21 protein-coding genes and 1 pseudogene are annotated in these 24622 nt (G+C 60.4%); 10 read left to right on the top strand and 12 right to left on the bottom strand.

All coding sequences use genetic code 11. From position 1 onward, the window contains the following. Window positions 1-3 precede the first annotated feature (3 nt). Entirely contained in the window at window positions 4-789 is a 786-nt protein-coding gene (locus tag DWB23_RS13095) for an enoyl-CoA hydratase/isomerase family protein (RefSeq protein WP_121743279.1), read from the bottom strand. 284 nt (window positions 790-1073) lie between these two features. Here DWB23_RS13095 and DWB23_RS13100 point away from each other — a divergent pair, with 284 nt between their 5' ends. Next, the gene (locus DWB23_RS13100) at window positions 1074-2249 is read left to right on the top strand and encodes an acyl-CoA dehydrogenase family protein (RefSeq protein ID WP_121743280.1); all 1176 of its coding nucleotides are present in this window, start codon (window positions 1074-1076) and stop codon (window positions 2247-2249) included. 55 nt (window positions 2250-2304) lie between these two features. On the opposite strand, the gene DWB23_RS13105 is transcribed toward DWB23_RS13100, so the two are convergent. Continuing rightward, window positions 2305-3162 carry a 3-hydroxyacyl-CoA dehydrogenase family protein gene (locus DWB23_RS13105; protein WP_121743281.1) on the bottom strand — a complete coding sequence of 286 codons (858 nt, stop codon included), beginning with the start codon at window positions 3160-3162 and terminating at the stop codon, window positions 2305-2307. A 120-nt stretch (window positions 3163-3282) separates the two neighbouring features. Between DWB23_RS13105 and DWB23_RS13110 the strand changes: the two genes are divergently transcribed. Genes DWB23_RS13110 through DWB23_RS13125 form a run of 4 tightly spaced genes read left to right on the top strand, consistent with a single transcriptional unit; the run spans window position 3283 to window position 5697 of the window. Then, window positions 3283-4452 (top strand): thiolase C-terminal domain-containing protein, encoded by a 1170-nt coding sequence (locus DWB23_RS13110; RefSeq protein ID WP_121743282.1) that lies wholly within the window; start codon window positions 3283-3285, stop codon window positions 4450-4452. Continuing rightward, entirely contained in the window at window positions 4449-4829 is a 381-nt protein-coding gene (locus DWB23_RS13115; protein ID WP_121743283.1) for a Zn-ribbon domain-containing OB-fold protein, read from the top strand. The genes DWB23_RS13110 and DWB23_RS13115 overlap by 4 nt, the downstream gene beginning before the upstream one ends. A gap of 11 nt (window positions 4830-4840) precedes the next feature. After that, window positions 4841-5257, top strand: coding sequence for an acyl-CoA thioesterase (locus tag DWB23_RS13120; RefSeq protein WP_121743284.1), 417 nt, complete (start codon window positions 4841-4843; stop codon window positions 5255-5257). Between the two features lie 50 nt (window positions 5258-5307). Continuing rightward, window positions 5308-5697 (top strand): MaoC/PaaZ C-terminal domain-containing protein, encoded by a 390-nt coding sequence (locus DWB23_RS13125; protein WP_121743285.1) that lies wholly within the window; start codon window positions 5308-5310, stop codon window positions 5695-5697. A gap of 27 nt (window positions 5698-5724) precedes the next feature. Here the strand turns inward: DWB23_RS13125 and DWB23_RS13130 are convergent, their stop codons facing one another. Then, window positions 5725-7359 (bottom strand): acyl-CoA synthetase, encoded by a 1635-nt coding sequence (locus DWB23_RS13130; protein ID WP_121743286.1) that lies wholly within the window; start codon window positions 7357-7359, stop codon window positions 5725-5727. Between the two features lie 323 nt (window positions 7360-7682). Here DWB23_RS13130 and DWB23_RS13135 point away from each other — a divergent pair, with 323 nt between their 5' ends. Beyond that, window positions 7683-9383: an acyl-CoA mutase large subunit family protein gene (locus DWB23_RS13135; protein ID WP_121743287.1), complete on the top strand. Its 1701-nt coding sequence runs from the start codon at window positions 7683-7685 to the stop codon at window positions 9381-9383. A 9-nt stretch (window positions 9384-9392) separates the two neighbouring features. Here the strand turns inward: DWB23_RS13135 and DWB23_RS13140 are convergent, their stop codons facing one another. Further along, window positions 9393-9917 (bottom strand): GNAT family N-acetyltransferase, encoded by a 525-nt coding sequence (locus tag DWB23_RS13140; protein ID WP_121743288.1) that lies wholly within the window; start codon window positions 9915-9917, stop codon window positions 9393-9395. A 151-nt stretch (window positions 9918-10068) separates the two neighbouring features. Between DWB23_RS13140 and DWB23_RS13145 the strand changes: the two genes are divergently transcribed. Beyond that, a complete protein-coding gene (locus tag DWB23_RS13145) occupies window positions 10069-10485 on the top strand; it encodes a cobalamin B12-binding domain-containing protein (RefSeq protein WP_121743289.1) in 417 nt (138 codons plus the stop codon). Between the two features lie 125 nt (window positions 10486-10610). Here DWB23_RS13145 and DWB23_RS13150 read toward each other — a convergent pair whose 3' ends face one another. After that, window positions 10611-11807 carry an acyl-CoA dehydrogenase family protein gene (locus DWB23_RS13150; protein WP_121743290.1) on the bottom strand — a complete coding sequence of 399 codons (1197 nt, stop codon included), beginning with the start codon at window positions 11805-11807 and terminating at the stop codon, window positions 10611-10613. 1250 nt (window positions 11808-13057) lie between these two features. Here DWB23_RS13150 and rdfA point away from each other — a divergent pair. Continuing rightward, window positions 13058-13696: a rod-determining factor RdfA gene (rdfA, locus tag DWB23_RS13155; RefSeq protein WP_121743291.1), complete on the top strand. Its 639-nt coding sequence runs from the start codon at window positions 13058-13060 to the stop codon at window positions 13694-13696. 71 nt (window positions 13697-13767) lie between these two features. Next, window positions 13768-14443 (top strand): annotated as a pseudogene (locus DWB23_RS13160) (IS6 family transposase). A gap of 227 nt (window positions 14444-14670) precedes the next feature. Here the strand turns inward: DWB23_RS13160 and DWB23_RS13165 are convergent. From DWB23_RS13165 to DWB23_RS13190, 6 genes are all read right to left on the bottom strand, one after another. Then, window positions 14671-15540 (bottom strand): ABC transporter permease, encoded by an 870-nt coding sequence (locus DWB23_RS13165; RefSeq protein ID WP_121743292.1) that lies wholly within the window; start codon window positions 15538-15540, stop codon window positions 14671-14673. Between the two features lie 2 nt (window positions 15541-15542). Then, window positions 15543-16292: an ABC transporter permease gene (locus tag DWB23_RS13170; protein ID WP_162989816.1), complete on the bottom strand. Its 750-nt coding sequence runs from the start codon at window positions 16290-16292 to the stop codon at window positions 15543-15545. Window positions 16293-16387: 95 nt separating this feature from the next. Then, the gene (locus tag DWB23_RS13175) at window positions 16388-17230 is read right to left on the bottom strand and encodes an ABC transporter ATP-binding protein (RefSeq protein WP_170972420.1); all 843 of its coding nucleotides are present in this window, start codon (window positions 17228-17230) and stop codon (window positions 16388-16390) included. 157 nt (window positions 17231-17387) lie between these two features. Then, window positions 17388-18578, bottom strand: a complete 1191-nt coding sequence (locus DWB23_RS13180) for an ABC transporter substrate-binding protein (protein ID WP_121743295.1) — start codon at window positions 18576-18578, stop codon at window positions 17388-17390. Between the two features lie 935 nt (window positions 18579-19513). Beyond that, entirely contained in the window at window positions 19514-20281 is a 768-nt protein-coding gene (locus tag DWB23_RS13185; protein ID WP_121743296.1) for an IclR family transcriptional regulator, read from the bottom strand. Between the two features lie 243 nt (window positions 20282-20524). Next, the gene (locus DWB23_RS13190; protein ID WP_121743297.1) at window positions 20525-21631 is read right to left on the bottom strand and encodes a Gfo/Idh/MocA family protein; all 1107 of its coding nucleotides are present in this window, start codon (window positions 21629-21631) and stop codon (window positions 20525-20527) included. 207 nt (window positions 21632-21838) lie between these two features. On the opposite strand from DWB23_RS13190, the gene DWB23_RS13195 reads away from it, so the two are divergent. Next, on the top strand, window positions 21839-22987 hold the full coding sequence (locus DWB23_RS13195; protein ID WP_121743298.1) for a Gfo/Idh/MocA family protein: 1149 nt from the start codon (window positions 21839-21841) through the stop codon (window positions 22985-22987). A gap of 103 nt (window positions 22988-23090) precedes the next feature. Here DWB23_RS13195 and DWB23_RS13200 read toward each other — a convergent pair whose 3' ends face one another. Beyond that, window positions 23091-24458: a nickel pincer cofactor-dependent isomerase, group 22 gene (locus tag DWB23_RS13200; protein WP_121743299.1), complete on the bottom strand. Its 1368-nt coding sequence runs from the start codon at window positions 24456-24458 to the stop codon at window positions 23091-23093. Between the last annotated feature and the right edge of the window lie 164 nt (window positions 24459-24622).

Consider the following 24622-nt stretch of genomic DNA (forward strand, 5'->3'; position numbering starts at 1 on the left):
TCGTTAGCGGCCGACGAAGTCGGGATCTCCGTCACCGAAGAACGCCTCGAGGCCCCGTTCGTAGTCTTCAGTGTGGGTTGCTCCGGCGATGGCGTCCACCTCCGCAGCCAGCTGTGACTCGAGGCTTCGGTCGTAGCTCTCGGTCAGCAAGCGGGTGGCAGTACCGAGCGCGTGCGTCGGTCCGGACGCGAGGTCGGCGGCGACCGCATCGAGTCGGTCATCGAACTCGTTTTCGGGGGCGACCTCGCTTGCGAGCCCCATCTCGACGGCCTCCTCGGGAGCGATCGCTTCGTCTCGAAGGACGATCTCTTTTGCAGTTCGGAGCCCGACGAGCCGCGGGAGGAAGAACGTCGAGCCGCCGTCGCCGGTCAGACCGATGCCCGGATAGGCGAACTTGAGGACCGCGTCCTCGCCGAGCACGACCAGATCGGGCATCAGCGCGAGACTGAAGCCGATCCCAGCGGCGACGCCGTTAACGCCGCCGACGACCGGCGTGTCGGTCCGATGGAACTGGACGATCGCCTCGTGGGCCCGTCCGGCAAGCTCCCGAAGGATCGGTGCATCCGACTCGTCGCCGGAAAACTGGGAGAGGTCAGCGCCGGCACCGAAGAAATCGCCGGCGTGGGTGAGAACGATACACCGAACGTCCGACTCTTCGCCCAACGTCGTGGCGACCGAAACCAGTTCGTTAGCCATCTCGAGGGAGAGTGCGTTTCGGCCGGCCGTGCTCTCGAGCGTCACCGTCGCGACGCCGTCATCGTGTTCGACGGACAGATTGTCGTAGTCCATATGCGCTATCGGTTCGTGACGGGGTTGGATAACTGTTATCGTCGCTGTAGGCGGCTCCTGACCGATCCGTGCCACTGTGACATCCTCCCGCCGTAATCGGAGCGGAAGCAACGCTCCCTCACGCGGTCGAGCGGAGGCCGACGACTGCGGGGCTTCCAGCGACAGCGGGATTCCGGCTATGGCGGAGGTTTCAGTCCGAGTACGCCGCGAGCGTCATCTATGGGGGGGTTCCCGTTCGTCTCGGAATCACACACTTTAGTAGGTCCCTCACGAATAGTATCGTCATGGAGCTCACAGACGAACAAGAACTCATCCAAAACACGGTTCAGGAGTTCGTCGCGAACGAAGTCGCGGTCGACGTCGACGAGGCCGACGCAAATCAGGCGTTCCCGGAAGACGTCTGGGACGGACTCGCGGAACTCGACCTCACCGGGCTGACGGTTCCGGAAGAGTACGGCGGGCTCGACGTCGACATGCTCACCTACAGCATCGTCAACGAGGAGCTCGCGTACGGTCACCTCGCGGTCGCCACGGCGCTGTCGGTCCACTGTCTCGCCACGTCGTGTATCCGCCAATTTGGCTCCGAGGCCCACAAAGAGAAGTGGCTCCCGGAGATGGTCTCCGGTCGCCCGGTCGGCGCGTTCGCGCTCTCGGAGCCCGGCGCCGGATCGAACCCCGCCGAGATGACGACGGAAGCGCGCCTCGACTCCGCCGGGGAATCTTCGGCTGCTCCTCGAGAAGTCGAGGCGTCTCGAGAGGACGGCGAGTACGTAATCAACGGGAAGAAACAGTGGATCACGAACGGCGAGCGTGCGGGTGTCGTCATCCTGTTCGCCAAAACGGGTCGAGACGATCCAGACAGCGTCACCCAGTTCCTGGTCCCGAAAGACGTCGAGGGCCTCGAGATCGGCAAGAAGGAGGACAAACTCGGCTTGCGAGCGAGCGACACGACGACGCTCATCTTCGACGACGTTCGTATTCCGGCCGAGAACCGTCTGACCGAGGTCGGGCGGGGACTGAAGGCCGCGTTCTCGATCCTGACCGGCGGGCGAGTCGCCATCGCGAGTCAGGCGGTCGGGGTCGCGCAGGCAGCGTTCGACGACTCGGTCGCGTACGCGAACGATCGCGAGCAGTTCGGGAAGCCGATCATCGAACATCAGGCGATCGGCCACAAGCTCGCCGATATGCAGACCGACGTGCAGGCGAGCCGCCTGCTCACCCGAGACGCCGCCCGAAAGAACGAGGACGGCGTCGATCCCGTGTCGGCGGCTATGGCGAAGTACTTCGCCAGCGAGGCGGCGGTCGACGTGGCGAACGAGGCCGTCCAGATTCACGGCGGCTACGGCTACACGAAGGATTTCGACGTCGAGCGCTACTACCGCGACGCCAAGATCACGACGATTTACGAGGGGACATCCGAGATTCAGAAAAAGATCATCGCTCGCGACCTGACGCGATAGCGGGGTCCGAATAGCGATTCGCGTAGCCGAGTAGTACTCGAGGGGCGAAATCGAGCTAGTCGTACTCGTAAAAGCCCGAACCGGTCTTCTTCCCGAGGTCGCCCGCCTCCACCTTGCGCTTGAGGAGGTAGGCCGGCTTGTACCGATCGCCGAGTTCCTCGTGGAGCGTTTCGGAGGCGTGCAGACAGATGTCGAGTCCAATGTGGTCGGCCAACGTGAGCGGCCCCATCGGAACGTTCGTCCCGAGTTCCATTCCCGCGTCGATATCTTCTTTCGTGGCGACGCCCTCGTCGAACGCCCGGATCCCCTCGTTGATCCACGGCATGAGGATGCGGTTCGTGACGAATCCGGGCTTGTCGTCCGACTCCCAGGTCGTCTTCTCGAGATCCTCGGCGAACTCGTGTGCCAGATCGACGACGTCCGGATCCGTGTTCTCGCCGACGACGACCTCGACGCCTTTCATCACGGGAACTGGGTTCATGAAGTGGAGCCCGACAACCGACCCCGGTCGTTCGGTCGCGCTGGCGATCGACGTGATCGAGAGCGTGCTCGTGTTCGTCGCCAAGACGGCATCGTCGTCCGCGATATCGTCGAGGTCCTCGAAGATGTCGCGTTTCACCTCGAGGTTCTCCAACGCCGCTTCGACGATGACGTCGCAGTTCGCGAGGTCGTCGAGATCGGTCGTCCCGGTAATCCGCTCACGAACCTGCTCAGCGTCGTCCTCTGAGAGCGTCTCGTTCGAGACGAGTCGCCCGAGACTGTCGTCGATCGATTCGAAGCCGGTCTCGACGTACTCCTGTTCGATGTCCCGCATCACGACGTCGTAGCCGTGCGTAGCGGCGACCTGTGCGATACCGCTGCCCATCGTGCCCGCGCCGACGACCCCGACGCGGTTGATCGTCTCTCCGTCCATCACCAGTTTCTGGTTCGACGACGATCATAAGTGTGCCGGCTCGACAGGTATCGACGACCGCGTCGTCGAGGTACGTTCGACACATATAACTCGGACTGGGTAATAGTGTCGTGGTAGATAATGGCAGAGGCATATATCGGCGGAACAGGGATGACTCCGTTCGGAGCGTTTCCCGATCGGACGGGACGAGAGCTGTTTGCAGAGGCCGGTCTCGCCGCGATCGAAGACGCCGGACTCACACCCGAGAGCGTCGACGAGGTGTTTTACGGCAACTTCATCGGTACGCTCTCGGAGAACCAGGGTCACCAGGGACCGCTCGCCGCCGAGGCGCTCGGAACGACTGCGCCGTCGAGACGGGTCGAGAGCGCGTGCGCCTCGAGCGGACTGGCGATACGCGACGCCGTTCGCGCCGTACGAACGGGCGACGTCGACGTCGTCGTCGCCGGCGGTATGGAGCGCATGAGCAACATGGGAACGGCCCGCGCGACTGACGGGTTGGCTCGCGCGGCCGACGACCTCTTCGAAGTGCGAGCCGGCGTCACGTTTCCCGCGGCCTACGCGCTGCTCGCACGGGCGTACTTCGACGCCTTCGGCGGCGATCGAACCGACCTCGCACACATCGCCGTGAAGAACCACGACAACGCGCTCGTCAACGACCACGCCCACCTCCAACGGGAGATCACGGTCGACGACGTGCTCGAGGCGCCCGAGATCGCGGCCCCCTTCGGGCTATACGACGCCTGTCCGATCAGCGACGGCGCAGCCGCGGTCGTACTGGTGTCTCCGTCGTACGCAGCCGAACACGGGCTCGATTCCGGCGTTGCCATCACGGGCTCCGGCCACGGCGGGGATACGATGGCGCTACAGGACCGCCGGTCGCTCTCGAAGACCCCCGCGACGCGCGACGCCGCCGAAAAGGCGTACGACGACGCGGGAATCGACCCGACCGACGTCGGACTCGCGGAGGTCCACGACTGCTTTACGATCGCGGAGGTGCTCGCGCTCGAGGGACTCGGCCTCTACCGCTACGGCGAAGCGATCGGTGCGGCCCGCCGCGGCGAGACGCGTCGCGGGGGGACCCTGCCCGTGAATCTCTCGGGCGGCCTCAAGGCGAAGGGCCACCCCGTCGGCGCGACCGGCGCGGCTCAGGTCGTGGCCGTCCGGACGTTACTCGAGGGGACGCACCCACGATCCGACGCCGTCGGCGACGACGTGACCGTCGGCCTCGCACACAACGCCGGCGGGACGGTCGCCAGTGCCACGGTACACGTACTGGAGGTGATGCCGTGACGGACGCTCGCGACGGTAGCTACGACGAATTTATCGACGCGCTCGAAAGCGGCGACGGCTACTACTACGAGTGTTCGAACGGCCACGGAACGCTTCCGCCGCGGCGCGTCTGTCCGCACTGTGGCGACCGCGAACTGGAGACGGTAGCGCTGCCGGCGACGGGCGAGGTGGCCACCTACACGACCGTCGCTGTTCCGACGCCGCAGTTCGAGGACGACGCACCGTACGTCACGGCGATCGCGACGTTTGGCCCGGTGAGACTGACCGGAATCATCCCTGATACCAGCGGGGAGAACGTGGCAATCGGACAGGACGTCACTGCCGCCGTCGAACCGACCGAGACGACCGACGAGCGGACGATCACGTTCCGACGATAACGGTACCGACGATGCCACACACTACCGAGATCTCCGTCGATTGGGGCGATACCGACGCGGGCGGACTCATCTACTATCCTCGATTCTTCCACTTCGTGATCGTGGGGTTAAACGAGTACTTCAGGCTCGCTACCGACGGTGAACACCCGATGGAGCGGTACCGACGCGCCGGTTACGTCCTCCCCGCGGTCGAGGCATCGGCCTCGTTCCACTCGCCACTTCGCGCCGGCGACGAGGCCGTCATCGAGACGACCGTCGTCGACAGCGGGACGTCCTCGCTGACGCTCGCGTTCGCGATCACCCGCGCGGCGGACGACGAACGCGTCGCCGAGGGCGAGGTATCGTTCGTCTTCGTCGACGACGCGTTCGAGGCGACACCACTGCCCGACGAGATTCACGAGTGCATCCGCGCCCGCGGCGACGCGTAACCCACTCGGTCAGCAGTAGCTTGAAATCGGTTCGACGAGAACGAACGACCATGTCGACATCAGTTCCCGAAGCAGGCGAGGAGTACACGTACGAACGGACGTTCTCGGTCGCGGAGGTTCGCGAGTTCGGCGAACTCTCCGGCGATCAGCAAGCGATTCACACGGAGCCCAACGAGGACGGCGAACTGGTAGTTCAGGGCCTTCTCACCGCGAGTCTCCCGACGAAGATCGGCGGCGACCTCAGCTATCTGGCGCGGCGGATGGAACTCGAGTTCGTCCGGCCGGTGTACACCGGCGAGCGGATCACCTGCACCCTGCGAAACGAGTCGGTGAACGAGGGCGACGATCGCTACGTAATCGAGAGCAGCGTCGTCTGTACGAACGACGACAGAAAGATCGTTCTCAAGGGCGAGATAGCAGGACTGATCTGGAAGGAGTGAGCGACCGAATTCAGCCGACGGCGGCGATTAGCTGTACTTCTCCTGTTCCTGCTGGCGGAGTTCGATCCGGCGGATCTTTCCGCTCGAGGTCTTGGGAAGTTCGGAGACGAACTCGATGCGACGCGGGTACTTGTAGGGGGCCGTCTCCTCTTTCATGAAGTCCTGGAGTTCGGCCTTGAGGTCCTCGTCTCCCTCGTAGCCATCGGAGAGGATCACGTAGGTCTTGACGACGCTCCCCCGTTCCTCGTGCGGGCTGTCAACCGCGGCTGCTTCGGCGACGGCGTCGTGACTGATGAGCGCGTCTTCGACCTCGAAGGGGCCGATGCGGTAGCCCGCTGAGATGATGATGTCGTCGGCGCGGCCCTCGAAGAAGAAGTAGCCGTCCTCGTCCCGGGAGGCCAGATCCCCGGTCCGGTAGTACTCCCCGGACAGTTTCTGTTCGTCGAGGTCCGGTTTCTCGTAGTAGCTGTCGAAGATCGCGGGAGAGTCGACGGGCACCGCGATCTCGCCGATCTCGCCGGGTTCGACCTCGTCTTCCGCGTCCATCTCGATGATCGTCGCGCCGACGCCGGGGGTCGGTTTCCCCATGCTTCCGATCTTGACGTCGATTCCCGGATAGTTCGTCACGAGGGCGACCGTCTCGGTCTGCCCGTAGCCGTCGCGCGGAGTCACGCCCCAGGCGTCCTGGATACGCTCGATCGGTTCGCGGTTGAGCGGTTCGCCCGCCGAGAGCGTGTCGTTCAACCTGACGTCGTACGACTCGAGGTCGGCGTTGGCGAACATCCGGTACTGGGTGGGAACGGCACAGAGCTTGGTGACGCCTTCGTCCGCGAGGATCTCGAGGAAGGTGTCGGGTTCGAAGTCGCCGTCGTAGATAAGCTGGGTCGCGCCGGTGGTGAGGCCGACGCCGACCGGGCTCCAGAACCACTTGGCCCAGCCGGTTCCGGTCGTCGCCCAGAGCAGTTCGTCCTCGAGATCGGTGTCCTCGTCGACGCCCCACCAGTAGGGGCCGTTGATCCGGTTGAAGCAGTACTGCCAGCGGTGTTTGTGCAAAACGGGTTTCGGCTGGCCGGTCGTCCCGCTGGTGTAGTTGATAGACATCGGGTCCGAAGCCGAGAGGTCGGGGCCGTCGTACTCGGTCGACCGATCGTCGATGACCGACCGGAACGTCGTCCACCGTTCGTCGTCGAGGTCGGCTTCGTCGCCGTCGAGCACGATTACGCGCTCGAGGGGCGTCTCCTCGAGAACCGGCTCGACCATGTCGATCAGCGACTCGTGGACGACGATCGTCGTGGCGGTACAGTCGTTCGAGCGGAACTCGATATCCTTCGCTCGCAGCATCGCCGAACAGGGGACCAGTAGCGATCCAGTCGCGAGCGCCCCGAGTTGAATCGCGAACACGTCCGGATGCCGAGGTAACAGATGCATCACGCGGTCCCCTTTGCCGACGCCGAGTTCCTCGAGACCGTTCGCGAATCGGTTCATCTCGTCGCGGAGGTCGGCGTAGGTTCGTTCCTCTCGATGACCGTCTTCGTTCAGAAAGTAAAGTGCCACTCGGTCGCCGAACGACGACGCGTGGTCTTCGATGGTCGACGTCACCGTATACGAGTCCGGAATATCCCATTCGAACTCCTCGACTATGGTATCGTAATTCACACCCATACTTGGTCATCATACCATATCCGCTTTAATGTTTTGCTGTCCCCGGAATTCGACCCGCAAACCAACACGATCGCGGCGATTTCCCGTTCTGCCGACGAACGCCGTAGCTGAAGCGACCGCGTCGTTTCGACCTGACGGTACGCAGAGTGGTCACGATGTCACGTCGCTCAACATCGCTTGATGACCCGCGAGAAAGCACGCGGATACTGCAGAGTCGGCCGGCGGTGCTTAACGGTGCATCAACCAACGACTTCGTCACGAACGGCGGAAATCCGAGTGATCGATAACAAGACTTTAGAATATTGGCACTCATAGACACACCAATGTTTGATCAAGAGGAGCTCGAGGGGATCCGCGGGCAACGGGAGCAATGGGAGGAGGAGACGCTCGACCCCGCCCTCGAGGCTCACGGCGAACGAAAGGATCGATTCGCGACGGTCTCGAACCACGACGTTGATCGGCTCTACACGCCGGAAGACATCGCCGATCTCGATTTCGAAGACGACCTCGGATTCCCCGGCGAACCGCCGTACACGCGCGGGCCGTACCCGACGATGTACCGCGGTCGGACGTGGACGATGCGCCAGTTCGCCGGCTTCGGAACCGCCGAAGAGACCAACGAGCGATTCCACTACCTCATCGACGAGGGCCAGACCGGCCTCTCGACGGCGTTCGACATGCCGTCGCTGATGGGGATCGACTCCGACCACCCGATGAGCGAGGGTGAGGTCGGGAAGGAGGGCGTCGCCGTCGACACGCTCGCGGACATGGAAATCCTCTTCGACGGGATCGATATCAGCGAAGTCTCCACGTCGTTCACCATCAACCCCTCGGCAGCGGTCATCTACGCGATGTACATCGCGCTGGCCGATCAACAGGACGTTCCTCGCGACGAGGTCAGAGGGACCCTCCAGAACGACATGCTCAAGGAATTCATCGCCCAGAAGGAGTGGGTGATTCCGCCGGGACCTTCGCTGAAGATCGTCACCGATACCATCGAATTCGCCGTCGACGAGACGCCGAAGTTCCACCCCGTCTCCATCTCGGGCTACCACATCCGCGAGGCCGGCTCGACGGCGGCTCAAGAGGCCGCGTTCACGCTCGCAGACGGTTTCGCCTACGTCGAGGACTGTCTCGAGCGCGGCCTCGACGTCGACGAGTTCGCGCCGCTGCTGTCGTTTTTCTTCAACTCGCACAACTCCATCTTCGAGGAGATCGCGAAGTTCCGCGCGTCGCGTCGCATCTACGCCCGCGTGATGGAACAGTGGTACGACGCGGAAGCGTCCGAATCGAAGCGACTGAAGTTCCACACCCAGACGGCCGGGCAGTCGTTGACCGCACAGCAGCCGTTGAACAACATCGCCCGCGTCACCATCCAGGCGCTCGCCGGCGTCCTCGGCGGCACCCAGTCGCTGCACACGAACAGCTTCGACGAGGCGCTGGCGCTCCCGAGCGAGAAGGCGGTCCGGGTCGCGCTTCGGACCCAGCAGATTATCGCCGACGAGTCCGGCGCAGCAGACATCGTCGACCCGATGGGCGGGAGTTTCGCTATCGAGAAACTCACCAACGAGATGGAAGCCGAGATCATGGGCTACATCGAGGATATCAAAGAGATCGGCGACGGTTCGGTCCGTGACGGCGTCCTCGACGGCATCAGCCAGGGCTACTTCCAGCGCGAAATCGGGGAAGCGAGCTACGAGTACCAGCAACGCGTCGAACGCGGCGAAGAAGTCGTCGTCGGCGTCAACAAGTACACCATCGAGGAGGACACCGCACCGGAGATCCTCCAGATCGACGAGACGACACGCGATCGCCAACTCGAGCGCCTAGAGCGCGTCAAGGACGAGCGCGACGACGAGGAAGTCGACGCGACGCTATCGGCGCTGTCGGACGCCATCGAGAACGAAGAGAACGTCATGCCGTACATCGTCGACGCGGTGAAAGCGTACGTGTCGATGGGCGAAATTATGCAGGTGTTCGAGAACCACCACGGCGCGTATCAGGAGGAGCTCTCGCCCGTCTGAGTGAGGCGACTACGCCACTTCGTCGATTTCTTCCGTATATGACTCACGTTCGAGGACGTACGTACACTCCTGATAGGTGTCTCCGCCGATCGGTATCTCGTCGACCTCGCCCTTCTCGAAGCCAAACTCGCTGTAGAAGGTCTTCCCGAGTTCGTTGGCGTCGAGAACCATCGCTTTGACCCGATCGACCCCCTGCTCGAAAACGGAGTGACACGTCTCCTCGAGTAGCCGTCGACCGATTCCGTCGGCGCGGTAGTCCGGTGCAACGTATACGCGAAGGATGTTTCCCTCGGTCGTGTCGGTGTCCCAGGTCGCGTGAGCGAACCCGACGATCTCGTCGTGCCGTTCGACGACCAGCATGAGCGCTCGCGCCCAGACGATCGAATCCCTGATCCGCTCCTCGGAGTACCACTCGTCGAGTCCCTCCTGGAGCGACTCTCGACTCAAGATGTCGGGATAGTCCTGCGTCCAGGACCGCTCTGCCACGTTCTGAATCGCATCGATGTCGTCGACGGTCGCTTCGCGGATTGTCATATGCTACCAAGGACACTGAGGGGATTAATCCTTTTCACCGAATGGGAGAACGACCAGCGAGACGATCTACCCAGTGTTCACCGGCGAAGATCTACCGCATTTCATCCGGTATTCCGATAGAACCATACGGGAATACGTAAAACGCATCCGTATGAGTGCTGGCAGCGATCAGCAAAGTATCCGGTGTATGGTTGCAAAAGTCGGGCTCGACGGTCACGACCGCGGGGCACACGTCATCGCACGGGCGTTCCGCGACGCCGGGTTCGAAGTCATTTACTCCGGCCTGCACAAGGGGCCTGAGGAGATCGTCCAGGCGGCCGTCCAGGAGGACGTCGACGTTCTCGGGATCTCCATCCTCTCGGGCGCTCACGACACGCTCGTCCCGAAGATCATGGACGGTCTCGAGGAGTACGGGGCGAAGGAGGACACGCTCGTCCTCGTCGGCGGCGTCATTCCCGACGAGGATCGCCAGCCCCTCAAAGACGAGGGCGTCTCGGCCATCTTCGGCCCGGGAACGTCGATCGAGGAGACGATCGAGTTCGTTCACGAGAACGCGCCACAGCGATGAGGGTCGATGGAGACACCCGATACCCGAACGATGAGATCTGATTAGGAATTGCTCGAGGCGCCGCTGGCGGGCGAACACCGCGCGCTGGCTCGAGTGATCTCGAAGATCGAGTACCGCGGTTCTGGTCAGTCCAGTAACTGCGCCGCGATCGTGTTCCGGAGCACCTCGCTCGTCCCCTCGTAGATCTCGTTGAGCTTTGCGTCGCGGTAGAACCGCTCGGCCGGGAAGTCCTTGGTGTAGCCGTAGCCGCCGTGGATCTGGACGCCCTCGTTGGCAACCTCGCGGCTCACCTCGCTGGCGTAGAGTTTCGCCTGTGCGGCTTCCTTGATGAAGTCCTCCCCGCGAATTTTCCTGTCGGCCGCGTCGTGCATGAGCAGTCGAGCGGCGCGCGTTTTCGTATCCATGTCCGCCAGTTTGTGCTGGATCGCCTGGAACCCGGAGATCGGCTGATCGAACTGCTCTCGATCCTGGCTGTACGCGGTGGCTTCGTCCAGCGCCGCCTGTGCGATCCCGATCGAGCGGGCCGCGATGGTGATTCGCCCGCCGTTGAGCGTCTTCAGCGCCTGCACGAACCCTTCGCCCTCGTCTCCCAGTCGGCGCTCTTCGGGGATCCAGAGGTCGTCGAAACGAAGTTCGGCCGTCGGACAGCCCTTGTCGCCGAGTTTGTCCTCCGTGCCCTCGACGATGAACCCGTCGTCCTCCTCGGGTCGAACGACGAACGAGGAGATCCCCTTGCTCCCCGCGTCTCGATCGGTCTTCGCGAACAGCGTGACGGTATCTGCGACCGACCCGTTCGAGATCCAGAGCTTGCCGCCGTTGATGCGGTAGCCGTCACCGTCCCGAGAAGCGCTCGTCGCCTCTCCAGGATCAGCCGAGGTTCCCTCGGCAGAGTCGCGTTCGGCCGTCGTGTCCATGGCCGGAACGTCGCTTCCGGCCCCGGCTTCCGAGAGCGCGAACGCGCCGATATCCGTCCCCTCGGCGAGCGGCGTGAGGTACTCCTCCTTTTGGGCCTCGTCGCCGAATTCGTAGAGCATGTTCCCCGCGAGCGAAATGTGGGCGGCCACGATCGTCCCGAGGCCGCCCGAACCTCGAGCAATCTCCTCGAGGGCCGCCGGGTAGGCGTGATAGTCGAGTCCGGCACCGCCGTACTCTTCGGGGAACGGCATCCCCATCAGCCCGAGTTCGGCGAGTTCGTCGACGAGTTTGCGGGGGAACTCGTCCTCGTGGTCGATCTCGTCGGCGATCGGGACGACCTCCTCGTCGACGAACTCCGCGACCATGTCGATGATCTGGCGCTGCTCGTCCGTGAAGCGAAACTCCATGGGAGACACGTTCACGCGATTGTCCTATAGATGTTCCTCTTTCCGAAGTCCGTCCGCGAGCGCGCCGCTTTCGGCGGGCGCGTTCATAACGCTTCCGTTCGGTTTCGGGCGTGTGAGAGATCACGACGGCCGTTGGAGTTCGGTAGAGAGGTAGCGGTATGGCGTACAGATTCGAAGATGGCCAGACGTTTCGGGGTCTCGGACAAACGATCACCGAAACGGACGTCGTGTGCGACCGCCGATGACTGGAGACTGGAACGGACTCCACACGAAGTCTCTTCGGCACCACGGTATCGTGTGAACGGATACGCGATCAGATGGCCCCTCGCCGCGTTCGTCGAACCAGAGCAGTTCGGCGAAGGGGTGTTCATCGTGATCCCTTCCACACCCTGAAAACGGGATCGAAGCCTCGAGATTTTCATCTCTTCAGCAGCAACCACGAAGGATGAATACCTATGACACCCCACCAGCTGATGGGGCACGATATTCGATGGCGTTCGTTCAAAATATCTATCCGCAATATTATTCGAGGTCTCGATTGTTTCGGTCCGGAACGGTCACAAAAGGTCGTTCAGGACTGGGTTCACCAGTGCGATGACAGCCTACAGAATGCCTCTCCGAGTCACGTCGCAGTCGGTGGGATCGCGAGTTAGCCGTCGATCAGCAGTGCCGACTGTCCGCTGGTATCAGAAACAAACTGCTCCCCCGTATCACGGTTGTTTTCGGTGATTACGGCCAGGATCGTGAACGGTTCTGCGAGAGGTGAATTCAGCGAGAGGTAATCAGGAGGAGCGATGTCGAGAACGCTCTGTCTCTTGAGAGAGCAACCCACTTTCCGACCAGCGCGCTCTCGCTGAGTGCCTCGGTTTCGGTACGAGAATAGGGAAATTTCCAACTCGAGGAAATATCTGTAGAATGATATAGTGTGGCTTTTCCCAAGTTACAGACTATTTAATCGTGTGAAACCGCCAACACCGATATCGTAGCTCAAATCCGTGTTATCAGACGCAGTGTTCGGTCCCGTTCGCGAAAATTATGTTCATCGAATTCCGCTGCGTAGCACTCGCTAGCAGTTCTGCGAGCGTCGCGGAAGTTCGTTCGACGACCGACTCGCTTCTCGAGCCCGTCTCACTGGACGCCGATCGCCTGTGCATTATAAAACATCTATTGGACAAACAGGATAAGACCGGGAGACGAGGGTGGCGAATCGCAACGTTAAGTTACACCGGCCCGTTAGCTTACGCAAGCGAATGGCACCGGAAAACGACGCCGCTGGTGGGACCACGAACACGAAGGTAGGGCGACTCATCGACAGGTACGACCTCGGACGGGAGTACGGCGAAGAACTCGAGGCGGCCTGGACCGCCGACGGGTCCGAGCGAAAGAGCCTCCGCGATCTGGCCGAGGAGTTTAACCACCGGGTGCTCGCGTCGGCGATGGACGAGGCGGCCATGTCGCCGCTCGACGGGGAAGTCGACAACATATACAGGCTGTTGACGCAGGACGAGGTGACGGCGGGAGTTCGAACGGAAGTGCGGGGTCAACTCGAACGCAACGGTATCGACGTCGACCAACTCGAGCGGGATTTCGTCACCTATCAGGCGATCCGATCGTACCTCCAGAACGAGTGCGGCGCCGAGTACGAAGGGACGAGCAACGAGAACCGGATCGAACGCACTGCCGACAGTATCAACAACCTTCAGGCGCGTCTCTCGTCCGTCTGCGAAACGAACCTGGACCAGTTGCGCGACACCGACCGAATCACGCTCGACGACTACCACCTGTTCGTCAGCGTCGACGTTCTCTGTGAGGCGTGTGACTCCCAGTATACCGTTTCCGAACTCCTCGAACGAGGCGGGTGCGACTGCGACGAGACCGAACGTCGATAGTATTGCCTGCATGGCACTGTCTAGTTGAGCCAGTTTGAGGAACGAGCAGGTCGTTGAGTTCGTTGGATCAAATGCTCGCAGACCTGCTCAGCGAGAGCTACGACGCGGATTTAGAAGAAGCTTGGGAGAACGAGCGGACGGCGACGCCCGTCAGGGCGTTCGCCGTCCGCCTCCATCAGACTGGTTGTTCTCTTCGCGAGACAACAACGATTCTCGCTGAATTAGGCGTTGAACGCTCTCACGGAGCGGTTTGAGATAGGGTCCATCGGCTGGCTGACAGCGGGTGCGACCCGCCGACGGCATCGCCGTCGCGGGTCGCTGTCGATGAGACTGCGGTCAAAATTAACGGGGAGCGGTCTTGGTTGTATGCTGCAATAGACCTTGAGACGAAGCTGATTCTCAACGTAGCGTTGTTTGGTCGGCATGGCACTGATCCGGCGGCTGCATTTCTGCATGGACTTCGCGAGAAACACGATCTCTCGGACGCTGAATTCCTGTTGATCATTCGGTTACCGGACTGCCCTCGCTCGTTTAGGGCTGGGCGGTCGGGTCAACTATACCGAGCGAAACCTCATCGAAAAGTGGTTCCACACCCTCAAGATACGTGTCGACCGCTTCCATAACTCGTGGGTGGGCAGTCGGGCGAGCGTCCGCGAGTGGCTTGAACAATTTATGCATTACTACAGCCATCACAGACCGCATCAACCGCTCGATGGAAATACGCCAGCCGAGGAGGTTCAGAACTAGACAGTGCCGCCTGCATGAATTATTTTTGAGCAGGAAATATAATAATTCATATACGATCGGTATCTGCTCAACACTGTTCTGCATCGAAATCGGAGCCCTCGTCAGCAAACGCTGTGGAGATGTTCTTCCTCAGCGGTGAAATCACGGCGTTCGTAGGGAAGAAGCTCCGTAGCACTGATTCGTATCCGAAATCCGCGCTCAGCGCCGTTTCACGAATCGGGAGAAAGTCAGACCGACCCCGGAGGCGTCACGACCTTCAACGTCCAGACGACGATCTGATAGAACAGGTAGGAACCGAACATGATGACGAGGACGACGCCGAACATGTACCCGAGCGATGCGCTCTTCCACGCCAGGACGATCTGATAGCCGATCCCCTGCGAGGAGGCGATGAACTCGGCGACGATGACCCCCACGATAGAGAGTTGTACCGTGGACTTCATGCTGCTCGTGATGTTCGGCAAGGCGCGCCAGAACCGGAAGTACTTGACCATCTGCCATCTGGTCGCCCCGAGTACGGTTCCCAGATGCTCGAAACGATCTTCGAGTTCGTTCATCCCGGTGATGGTGTTGATGAAGACGGGGAAGAAGCCGACCCAGGCACCAAACGTCGTAACGCCGCTGATAGCGACAGTCTGCGTCGCCTGTTCGGCGGTGACGGAATCGAGCAGGTACGCCGAGGGACCGGTGAAGGTGAACAACACGATGTCGCCGGCGACCAGAAACCAGATAATGAACATCGGTGCCAGGACCGGGTGCGGGACCGCATACGCGAAGATCACCAGCGGCATAGTCATTTGCCGGAGCGCGAATACTTCGGCGATTACGACGCCCAGTAAGACCCCGACGAAGACGGCGATGACGAACGCGACGATGACGGACGTGAACGTCTCCGTGACCTTGATGAGAACGGTATCTATCTCCGCCATCAGCTGTCGTCTGGTGTACCCGACGCTGGCGAAGATGCGGTTGTTGCCGATGACGCGCGCGATCACCTCCCAGAGGACGACCATGCCGACGAGCGTCAGGAGCGTCGGGAGCTGTCGCTTGATCCACCGCTGTGTTTTCCAAAGCTGTTGGTTCGATTTGATCGACATGGTTAGCTGTCACCCATGATCGAGGATTCGCGCCAGAAGATGACGCGGCTCTCGATGAGATAGACGGCCAGCACCACGCCGGTGCTGATGAATCCGGCGATGAGGACGATCGCGAACGCCCGCGAGATACTGTTCCGGCCGATCGCGGAGGACGCCATCGAACCGATGCCGGGGGTCCCGCTGACGAACTCGCCGACGACGGCCCCGATCATCGCCAGGATGAATCCGATCTTCATGCCGTCGAAGATGAACGGGAGTCCCTTCTTGAAACGAACGTACTTGAACTCCTGCCAGGTCGTCGCGCCGTAGACCTCGAGCATGTTTTCGGTCTCTTCGTCGAGATCCCGGAACCCGTCGATAGCGGCGATCAACATCGGGAAGAACGCCACCCATACCGCCATGATGTAATTCGCCATCGCCAACCCGGTAAGGGTGAAGAAGCTCACCCAGTAGATAACCAGCGGCGTCAACGCGATACGGGGAACGGTGTTCGTCCCGATGATGAACGGCATCAGCGCGTTCATGAGCCGCTCGTTGGCGACCAGTGGCATCGCGATGATGATCGAGAGTGCGAGCGCGATGAGGTAGCCAACGAGGGCCGCAGAGATCGTGTTCGGTAACACGCTCACGATCGGTGACCAGATCCGTGCGAGTTCATTCACGACGTCGACGGGACCCGGAAAGTACCTCGGATTGAGCCCCAGAAGGGTCGTGCCGGCCTCCCAGAACGCGAGGAAAAAAACGATTCCCAAGCCCGACAACGACCAGCGCCTCCAGCGGGTGTTCTCAACTGTGAGCCACCCGGCCTTCGAGACGTCGATACCGAGTTTTCGTGCGGCTTTTGCGATCATTTAAGGTTCTTGAAATGGCGGTGGAGTTTGGCTGACAGTTCGACGAATCGTTCCGTTCCACGGGTGTCTTCGTTGCGCGGTCGCTCAAGGTCGATCTCGATGTCGTCGGCAACCTGACCGGGTCGGGGCGAGAGGACCACGACCCGATCGGAGAGGAACACCGCTTCGTCCAGGTCGTGAGTGATGAACAGCACCGTCTTCTCGGTCTCGCGCCAGATGCGAAGCAGTTCGAGGTTGAGTTCGTCCTTCGTCATCGCGTCGAGCGACCCGAACGGTTCGTCCATCAGGAGGACCGAGGGGTTGTAGATCAACGACTGACTGATCGTGACCCGCTGTTGCATTCCGCCCGAGAGTTCGTTCGGATACGAGTCGCCGAAACCCTCGAGTCCCACGAGCGAGATGAGTTCCTCGGCGCGCTCGCGGTACTCGTCCATGTCGCCGTCGATCGCCCCGTTCTCCTTGAGGATCTGGACGGGAAGTAGAATGTTCTTTTTCACCGTTCGCCACTGAAGGGCGACGGGATGCTGGAACACGAGTCCGACCTCGTTGCGCGCGTGTTGGGGGCTCTGGACGTCGACGCCGTTGATTTCGATGGTCCCATCCGTCGGCTCCAGGATACCCGCGGCGAGATGTAACAGCGTGGACTTGCCACACCCCGAGGGGCCGACCACGGACACGAACTCGCCGCGCTCGATATCGAGGTTGATGTCCTGCAGTGCCGTCACTGACTCCTCAGCCGGGTCGGTCCCGTATATCTTGTTCACACTATCGTACGTTATCATCTGATCCGAAGAACCGGCTTCGGGGCTTCGGGATTCTCCCGCAGTTTTGTTATTCATTCTCTATCACAGGGATCATTTTTGAATCGTATAAATGTAACTGATTCACCCAGCCGCAAACGATCTCGAAGGAGTGACTACTGAGTACCACCGACCGGATCGGTGCTACCGTAACACGTCTATCGATAGGAACGATCGTTCGCTCCGAGAGCGGTCCTCAGTTGTCCTTTTCGGCCTCTTCGAAGAGGCTCCAGTATTCACCCGCGGTTTCCGAGAGCTGGTTCCACTCGTCGTCGCTGAAGGTGACCTTCTCGGACTCCTCCCACGGTTCCAGATCGTGTAGTTCGTCCGCCGACGGGAGCGTGTCCGGGTCATCGACGAGTCCCGGACCAAGATTGTCGAGACTGAACTGCACGCCGTCCCCGGTGAAGTAGCCGAGACCCTCCTCTTTCACCTCGAGCGAAACCGCTTGAGCGGCGAGAATCGAGTGCTGGCCTACCAGTTCGTCCTCTGTCCACGTCTGAAGGTTGGTGTTCACCTCGTTCTGAAGGTAATCTAGGTACTCCTCCTGATTGAGCAGACTCCACTTCAGCGCCTTGAAGTACCCAGTGATGACATTCGACATGTACTCTACGTTGTCGTCCTTGTTGTCGTACCACTCGCCGTTGACCCAGATGGGGTTACCGTAGAACGGACCGAACCCGGTCAACGGTTCTACACCGAGCTCAACGTCAACCTCTGCCTCGTAGGCCGGAAGCAGGTCAATCGAGCCCCACACCGCCTGGACGTCGTTGTTGGCGAGCCTCGCGGCTGCAACCTCTTCCGTTCCCTCCTCGATATTCACCTTGGACGGGTCGACGCCCACGAGATCGGGGTAGATATCCCAAGTCGTCGCCGCAAACCCGGACGCTGCCAGGACATCTTTCCCGGCGATATCGGTTTCGTCTTCGACCTCGTCCGTGCGCCAGATGAGCGACAGCAGTGGCCGACTCCGCGCCATTGCGACCATTTTCATATCCAACTGTTCGGTATCCTGGGTGGCGGGGATGACACTGATAGCCGTCGACAGGTCGGTGATCCCCATTTCCTTGTTTCCGATACCGATCTGTTGGGACTCCGTGTCGGACCCGTTGCCCTCCCTCCCGTCGATGTCGGACACGCCTTCGTCCTCCCAGTAGCCTTTGCCCTCGGCGACGTGAATAGCGCCCCACGACGGTTCCTGTTTCCAGGGGGCCGTAAAGACGGTCCCACCGCCGCCGGCGTCGCCAGAACAGCCAGCTAACATCGTGGCGCCGATAGCACCGAGCGACCCACGCAGGAATTTTCGTCGATCGATATTCCCCGGAAGTACGCGGTCTAAGTCCCCGACGATCTGCTCTTCTGCACCACTTGGTTCTCGACCAGGCATATGCTACGTCATAACATCACCACCATATAAACATTATTGTTTATGTCAGAAGCCGTTTTGATTCTGTCGTTTCGCTAACGAAGGACGTTGTAACTGAGAAAGCCAGACCCCGATCACAGCGGTGAATCCGTTTCTCGAGCCGTGATGGAGTTCCTGCGATCACTTCGAGCTAATGGCCTTCCCGCGTCACGCGTAATTTACTCCGAGATGCGTGGCGATTTCGAAAGGATCGGTTTGACACAGTCGTTCCGTTACTGTCTTCGACATCCGGTTTGGACGAATTTTCACGATAAGTGATTCGGCGCTTCCGAATTGGCTTTCGCTTCAGTTCGAGTAGATCAGCGAGAATTTTCCGGTGACGAGTATTTGAATTCGAATTCGAGTGAACAGCTACGGAAGTCACTACACGCCTAATCGCACGAAGGCTGTACGATGGGTGTGAGCTAGGTTCAGTCGTAACTATAGAACCGAACCTATGACCCCCAGCCCATATATAAAGTTCGTACGGTACGAACAGCGCGATTCACGATCGTTACTTCGTTTGTAACTCACGGTAAATGACCCCTGTAGACGGGTTTGAAGTCGGATTCGTGCCTACTAGATGATCTTTAGTTATACTTGGGAGAGGTCAACGAATACGCCACGAAATAACAGAACTAACCCCGTTATTTCGCTAACAGATACGTGAAATTCCTGGAGATGAAATGTCATCAGCTACAGGTGTTGTCGAATACATGGTGCATACCAAGTGGAGGGTTGCTTGAATTCAAACTCGAGTTTATACAGTAGCGATAAATAATAGTTGCAAATAGGTTCGACCCCGAATATAGTTATAGTATAACAACCCTAAGCCTGTTATTCTAGCAGCAAACAGATAAAGTTCGCGTCTGACGAATACAAGTTTTATCAGATTCGTAGTCTACGCTGAAACGTCTCTACGCGAGCGCGAGTTCGAGTTCGTACTCGTTGACTATCTTCGTGACTTTGTCCGCGAGTCGTTCCGGCCTGCCCGAACCGGTTAACGAGTGCTCCGATCCGGTGACGCTGAAGCCGCCGATTACGTTCCCCGACTGCTGAGTTGCCGCGACGCCGATGGCGTGGAGTTCCCGGAAGTTCTCGGCACCGTTGACGGCGTATCCTCGTTCTCGTATCTCGGACAGTTCGTCGAAGAGCGCTTCTCGGTCGGTGATCGTATTTTCCGTCTCTGCAGGCATCCCCCACTCGTCGAGGACCTGTTCGACCCTCGATTTCGGCATTTCTGAAAGGATAGCCTTTCCGACGGCGGTGTTGTGGAGATGTAATCGGTTTCCGAGACGTTCGTGGGTCCAGCCCGTCTTCTTTCCCGACGCCGTGTGGATGAAGACCGCTTTGCCACCCATCTCCACGGCGAATATCGACCGAAGTCCGACCTCGTCGTACAGACGCTCAGTGAACTCGCGTGCGAGAACGAACCCTTCTTTGCGGGTCCGGACCTGGTTTCCCAGTCGCAGGAGTTCCGGACCGAGATAGTAGAAATCGCCTCGCTGAATCACGAAGTGCTTCGACGCTAACGTGGCTAAGTGACCGTGAACAGTGCTCTTCGACGTCTCCATTCGATCCGCGATCTCCGTGACCCTGGCACCGTTAGTCTCTTCGAGGACGTTGAGTATGTCTATCGACGTCGCGGTCGTCTGAAGCGTTTTCGAACCCTTTTCATGGACCATACGCCTATATCTGAGGCGACGCATATAAAGTTCATGGTAGACGAACGGATACGGCCCGGTGAATCACAGTAGGCAAACGGACGCGGTCCGGTGTGAATCACAGCGGTCGAATGGCGAAAGACGCCGTCAACTCCGGATGGACCGTTGACGTAGTAGTCAGAAGAAACGTGTGGCGAGAAAACGAAGCGAGGGGAAGAGGTGAGACGAGAAAACGAGGCAAGAGATCGCGCGTTGCTGCCGAATTCAGTTTACAACGTCGACCCAACCGCCCTGTTCGCCAGATTCGTACGCCGCGTCGAGGACCCGAAGGAGCTGGACAGCGTCGTCGACCGTCGCCGGGACGTCGCCAGTCTCGTATCCCTCGAAATACGCTTCGAAGTAGTCCTGGACGAAATCGCCCCACGCTGGGAAGCGGTCGTAGGTGAATTCGAACTCAGTAGTCCGCTTGGGAGCGGCCGACCACTCCGGATCTCCCGACGTGATCTCGAGCGGGATCGTCGGCTCGTGCTGGAGGGAATCGTGGTGAAGCGGCGTCAGGGCCTGGGCATCGGTTCCGTAGAGCCCGAGGTGCGTGTCCTTGCCCCGGTCGCTGAGATAGTACCCGGTGTGGTATGTTCCCAGCGTCCCGTCTTGGGTCTCGAACTGGAGCACCGCTCCGGCGTCGACGTCAGCGTTCTCCGCGTCGTGGAACTCGGCGTTCACTCGAGCAATCGGATCGTCGAGCACCCACGGGATCATGTCGACCCAGTGCGGACCGATCCACTGGAGAGCGCCGCCGCGACTCGTCTCCTGGTCGTAGAGGTAGTGGTCGGTGTTCCGATACGAAAGCTGACTGGCGTTGAATCGTCCCTCGACGGTCCAGACGTCGCCGAAGAAGCCGTCACCGACTCGGTCTCGGAGCTCCATCGCAACGGGATTCTTCCGGTAGTACATCGTCGGCGAGACGGTAATGCCGGCGTCGTTCGCTTTCTGAGCGATTTGTTCCAAGTCGCCGGCGGTCCGCGCGATAGGTTTCTCGCTGATCACGTGGACGCCGTTCTCGACGGCGCTTTCGACGATCGACGGCGTCTCGTCGCTGCGGTACGTGATCCAGACGACATCGACGTCCGCCTCTGCGGTCAGACGGTGTGGATCCTCGTACACCGATGCGCCCGCCACCAGATCTGCGACGTTGTCGTTCTCGGTCGTGATCTCGTCCGGCCGATCGTCCATCGCAGCAAGGTTGTCGACGTCCACCCGACGTCCCGGCTCACAGACGGCGGTGATATCGAGGTCAAGCCCGCTCGCGATGGTAAAGTACGGATCGCGGTGATGATGGTCAACGCCAACGTAGCCTATTTTCGCATCCATGTTCTCGAGTTTCCCGAGATCGTATATTAATGTATTGGTTGTCGACATTCACAGGCCTGCAAGATGACTCAGTCGATCGAGAGAGAAACGGTTTGTACGCGCTCGTTGGGGCCTCTCTAGTTCGAACAGGCAAATGCGGGGCTGTATTCCGTATGACCGAAACACTATTGTTACTCCCCTGTTCACAGAGGAATAGAGTAGTTAGCTATGCAAGAAATTGGCATAATAATGAACGGAGTGACCGGCCGAATGGGTACGAACCAACATCTCATTCGATCTATCATGGCGATTCGCGAGGAAGGCGGTGTCGAATTGCCGAGCGGGGAACGGGTGCTGCCGGACCCGCTGCTTGTCGGACGGAACGAACGCAAGCTTCGAGAACTGAGCGAAGAACACGGCGTTGAACGTTGGGCCGCCGACCCCGACCTGGAGACGTGTCTCGACGGGGACGATGAGATCTATTTCGACTCACAGATCACCCCGCGGCGTCCGGAGGCGCTCCTGAAAGCCATCGAGGCCGGAAAGGATGTGTACTGCGAAAAGCCGCTGGCAGGTGACCTCGATACCGCACTGGAGGTCGCCCGCGAAGCGAAACGAAGCGACAGCAAGCACGGTATCGTACAGGACAAGCTCTGGCTTCCCGGCCTGATGAAACTCCAGCGGCTGATCGATCAGGACTTCTTCGGCGACATCCTTTCGGTGCAGATCGATTTCGGCTACTGGGTGTTCACCGGTCACACTCAGCCGGCCCAGCGACCCTCCTGGAACTACCGCGCGGAGGACGGCGGCGGGATCATCGACGACATGTTCTCCCACTGGAACTACGTCCTCGAGAACATCTTCGGACAGGTCGAATCCGTGCGCTGCCTCGAGAAGACTCACGTGCCCACTCGCGTCGACGAGAACGGCGAAGAGTACGAGGCGACGGCTGACGACGCCGCCTACGCCATCATGGAACTCGAGGACGACATCGTCGCGCAACTCAACTCCTCGTGGACGGTCCGCGTCAACCGGGACGACCTGCTCGAGATTCAAGTCGACGGGACGGAGGGCACTGCCGTCGCCGGCCTGCGCGATTGCAAGACCCAGCACCACTCGAACACCCCCAAACCGGAGTGGAACCCGGACACGCCGAAAGAACACGACTTCTACGACGACTGGGTGACGGTTCCGAACAACCAGGAGTTCGAAAACGCGTTCAAGGTACAGTGGGAGAAGTACATCCGCCACGTGGTCGCGGACGAACCGTTCCCGTGGGACTTCGCCGCCGGGGCAAGAGGGGTCCAGCTGACCGCAGCAAGCTACCAGTCCTCCGAAGAGGAGCGCCGAGTCGCTATCGACGAACTCGAAATCTGACGGGTGACAGCGAACTGTTCATCGTCCGGTTTTTCATCACACGGGGGTCGTCGACGTCATGGAGTCGATACGTGATTTCGATATTTCGATGCGTGACCCGTCTTCAGTCGTTATCTGTGGCGTCGCGAACAGTCTCGTGAGGTGAGGGTGACGCAAAATCGCCCGATTCGAAGGCGATTGGAGAGGGTTCCTCGACGACGCGGAGATCGTCACGGTCACGCGCTTCCTCGACGAGTGCCGCCGAGGCGTAGAGTCGTTGGAGGTGCATCGTGTCGGGAGCGCGGACGACGCGAACCGTCTCCGGGTCGACGATTCCGATCGTCGATAGCGCCGCGATGAGGCCGGCGCGATCGGTTTCGACGGCCGGAGGAAGACGAACTCCCCTGGTCGTACTGGCCGTCAGCGCGTTGATGAGCGTAGTCGGCATGTCGATTTCCTCGAGCAGATCCGCATGGACGAAGTCAGCCGAACCCATTCCCATCGCGTTGCCGTGTGTCGTCTCGGTGAGCCCGCGCGTGTAGATCCGTTTGATATCGGGCAGATCCGGTTCCGGTTCCTGGATCGCAAACGGCCGGCGGCCGATAACGTTCGTGTCCATCCCCTGACCGCTGATGTCCTTCCCCTGGCGATCGAGGACCAGGATATCGAGTTCTCGGAACGGGATCGTCGGCATGATGTCGTAAGCGGTTTCGAGGAGTTCCTCCTCGCGGTCAAGGAAGCCTTCCGGAGGGACCCCTTCGAGGAGGGTGGTGTCGTCACGCTGATCCTCGAGGATCGCAACCCCGCCGACGACGGGAAGTTCGGCGAGTAACTGTTCGGTGATCTCGGGGATCATGTGGCGGAGTGACCAGTCGACCGCCCAGTCGTGAGCGATCTTGGCCCCGCGTTGCTTGCCTACACCGATGACGAGCATCTTCGAGAGACCGCTCTCGACCGTGCCGTCGAAGTCGGTGTGGGGCTTTACGCGGTTTATCGGGACGATGGCGTCGGCCCCAACGGCGTTGGCATCCGCAACGACCGGGACGTCGCGTTCAGCCGTCCGTCCGACTTCGATGACCTCCATGCTGGATCGGATCTCGCACCCGACGGTCGACTCCGACACGCCGAGGTCGGCCAACATCTCGCGTTGGCCCTCGGCGGAGGCCCCGCCGTGACTGCCCATCGCCGGGAACACGAACGGCTCGTATCCGCGATCTGTGGCTTCGTCAACGACCCCGGAAACGATAGTCTCGAGGTTCGCGATCCCGCGGCTCCCGACGCCGAGTGCGATTTCGCCGCCGTCGGGAACGTTCTCGAGCGGCAGCGAGCCGAAGGCTTCCGCCGCGCGTTCGGCGATACGTTCCCGCGGAATCGGGTCTGTCTCCCACACCTGTTCGATGAGTCCCAGTTCCGGCAGCGGGGTTTCGCCACATGCCTCGCGAACCGACTCTTCCGGGACCGCAAGTGAACTCCTAGATGGGTTCGAATCCATACGCTAACGCTGGGACGGTTCAGTAATAAATATGACCCAGATCGATCGAACCGAGACGGATATCGAAGGTGGAGATTTCGCGTCGTCCAATCGCCGCGAAAGCGTTCAATCGCTGCGAAGAGGGATTCCGCGCCGCCCAATCGCTGGGCAACCAACCTCAATAC

Source organism: Natronorubrum halophilum (genome assembly GCF_003670115.1).
Lineage (GTDB): Archaea > Halobacteriota > Halobacteria > Halobacteriales > Natrialbaceae > Natronorubrum > Natronorubrum halophilum.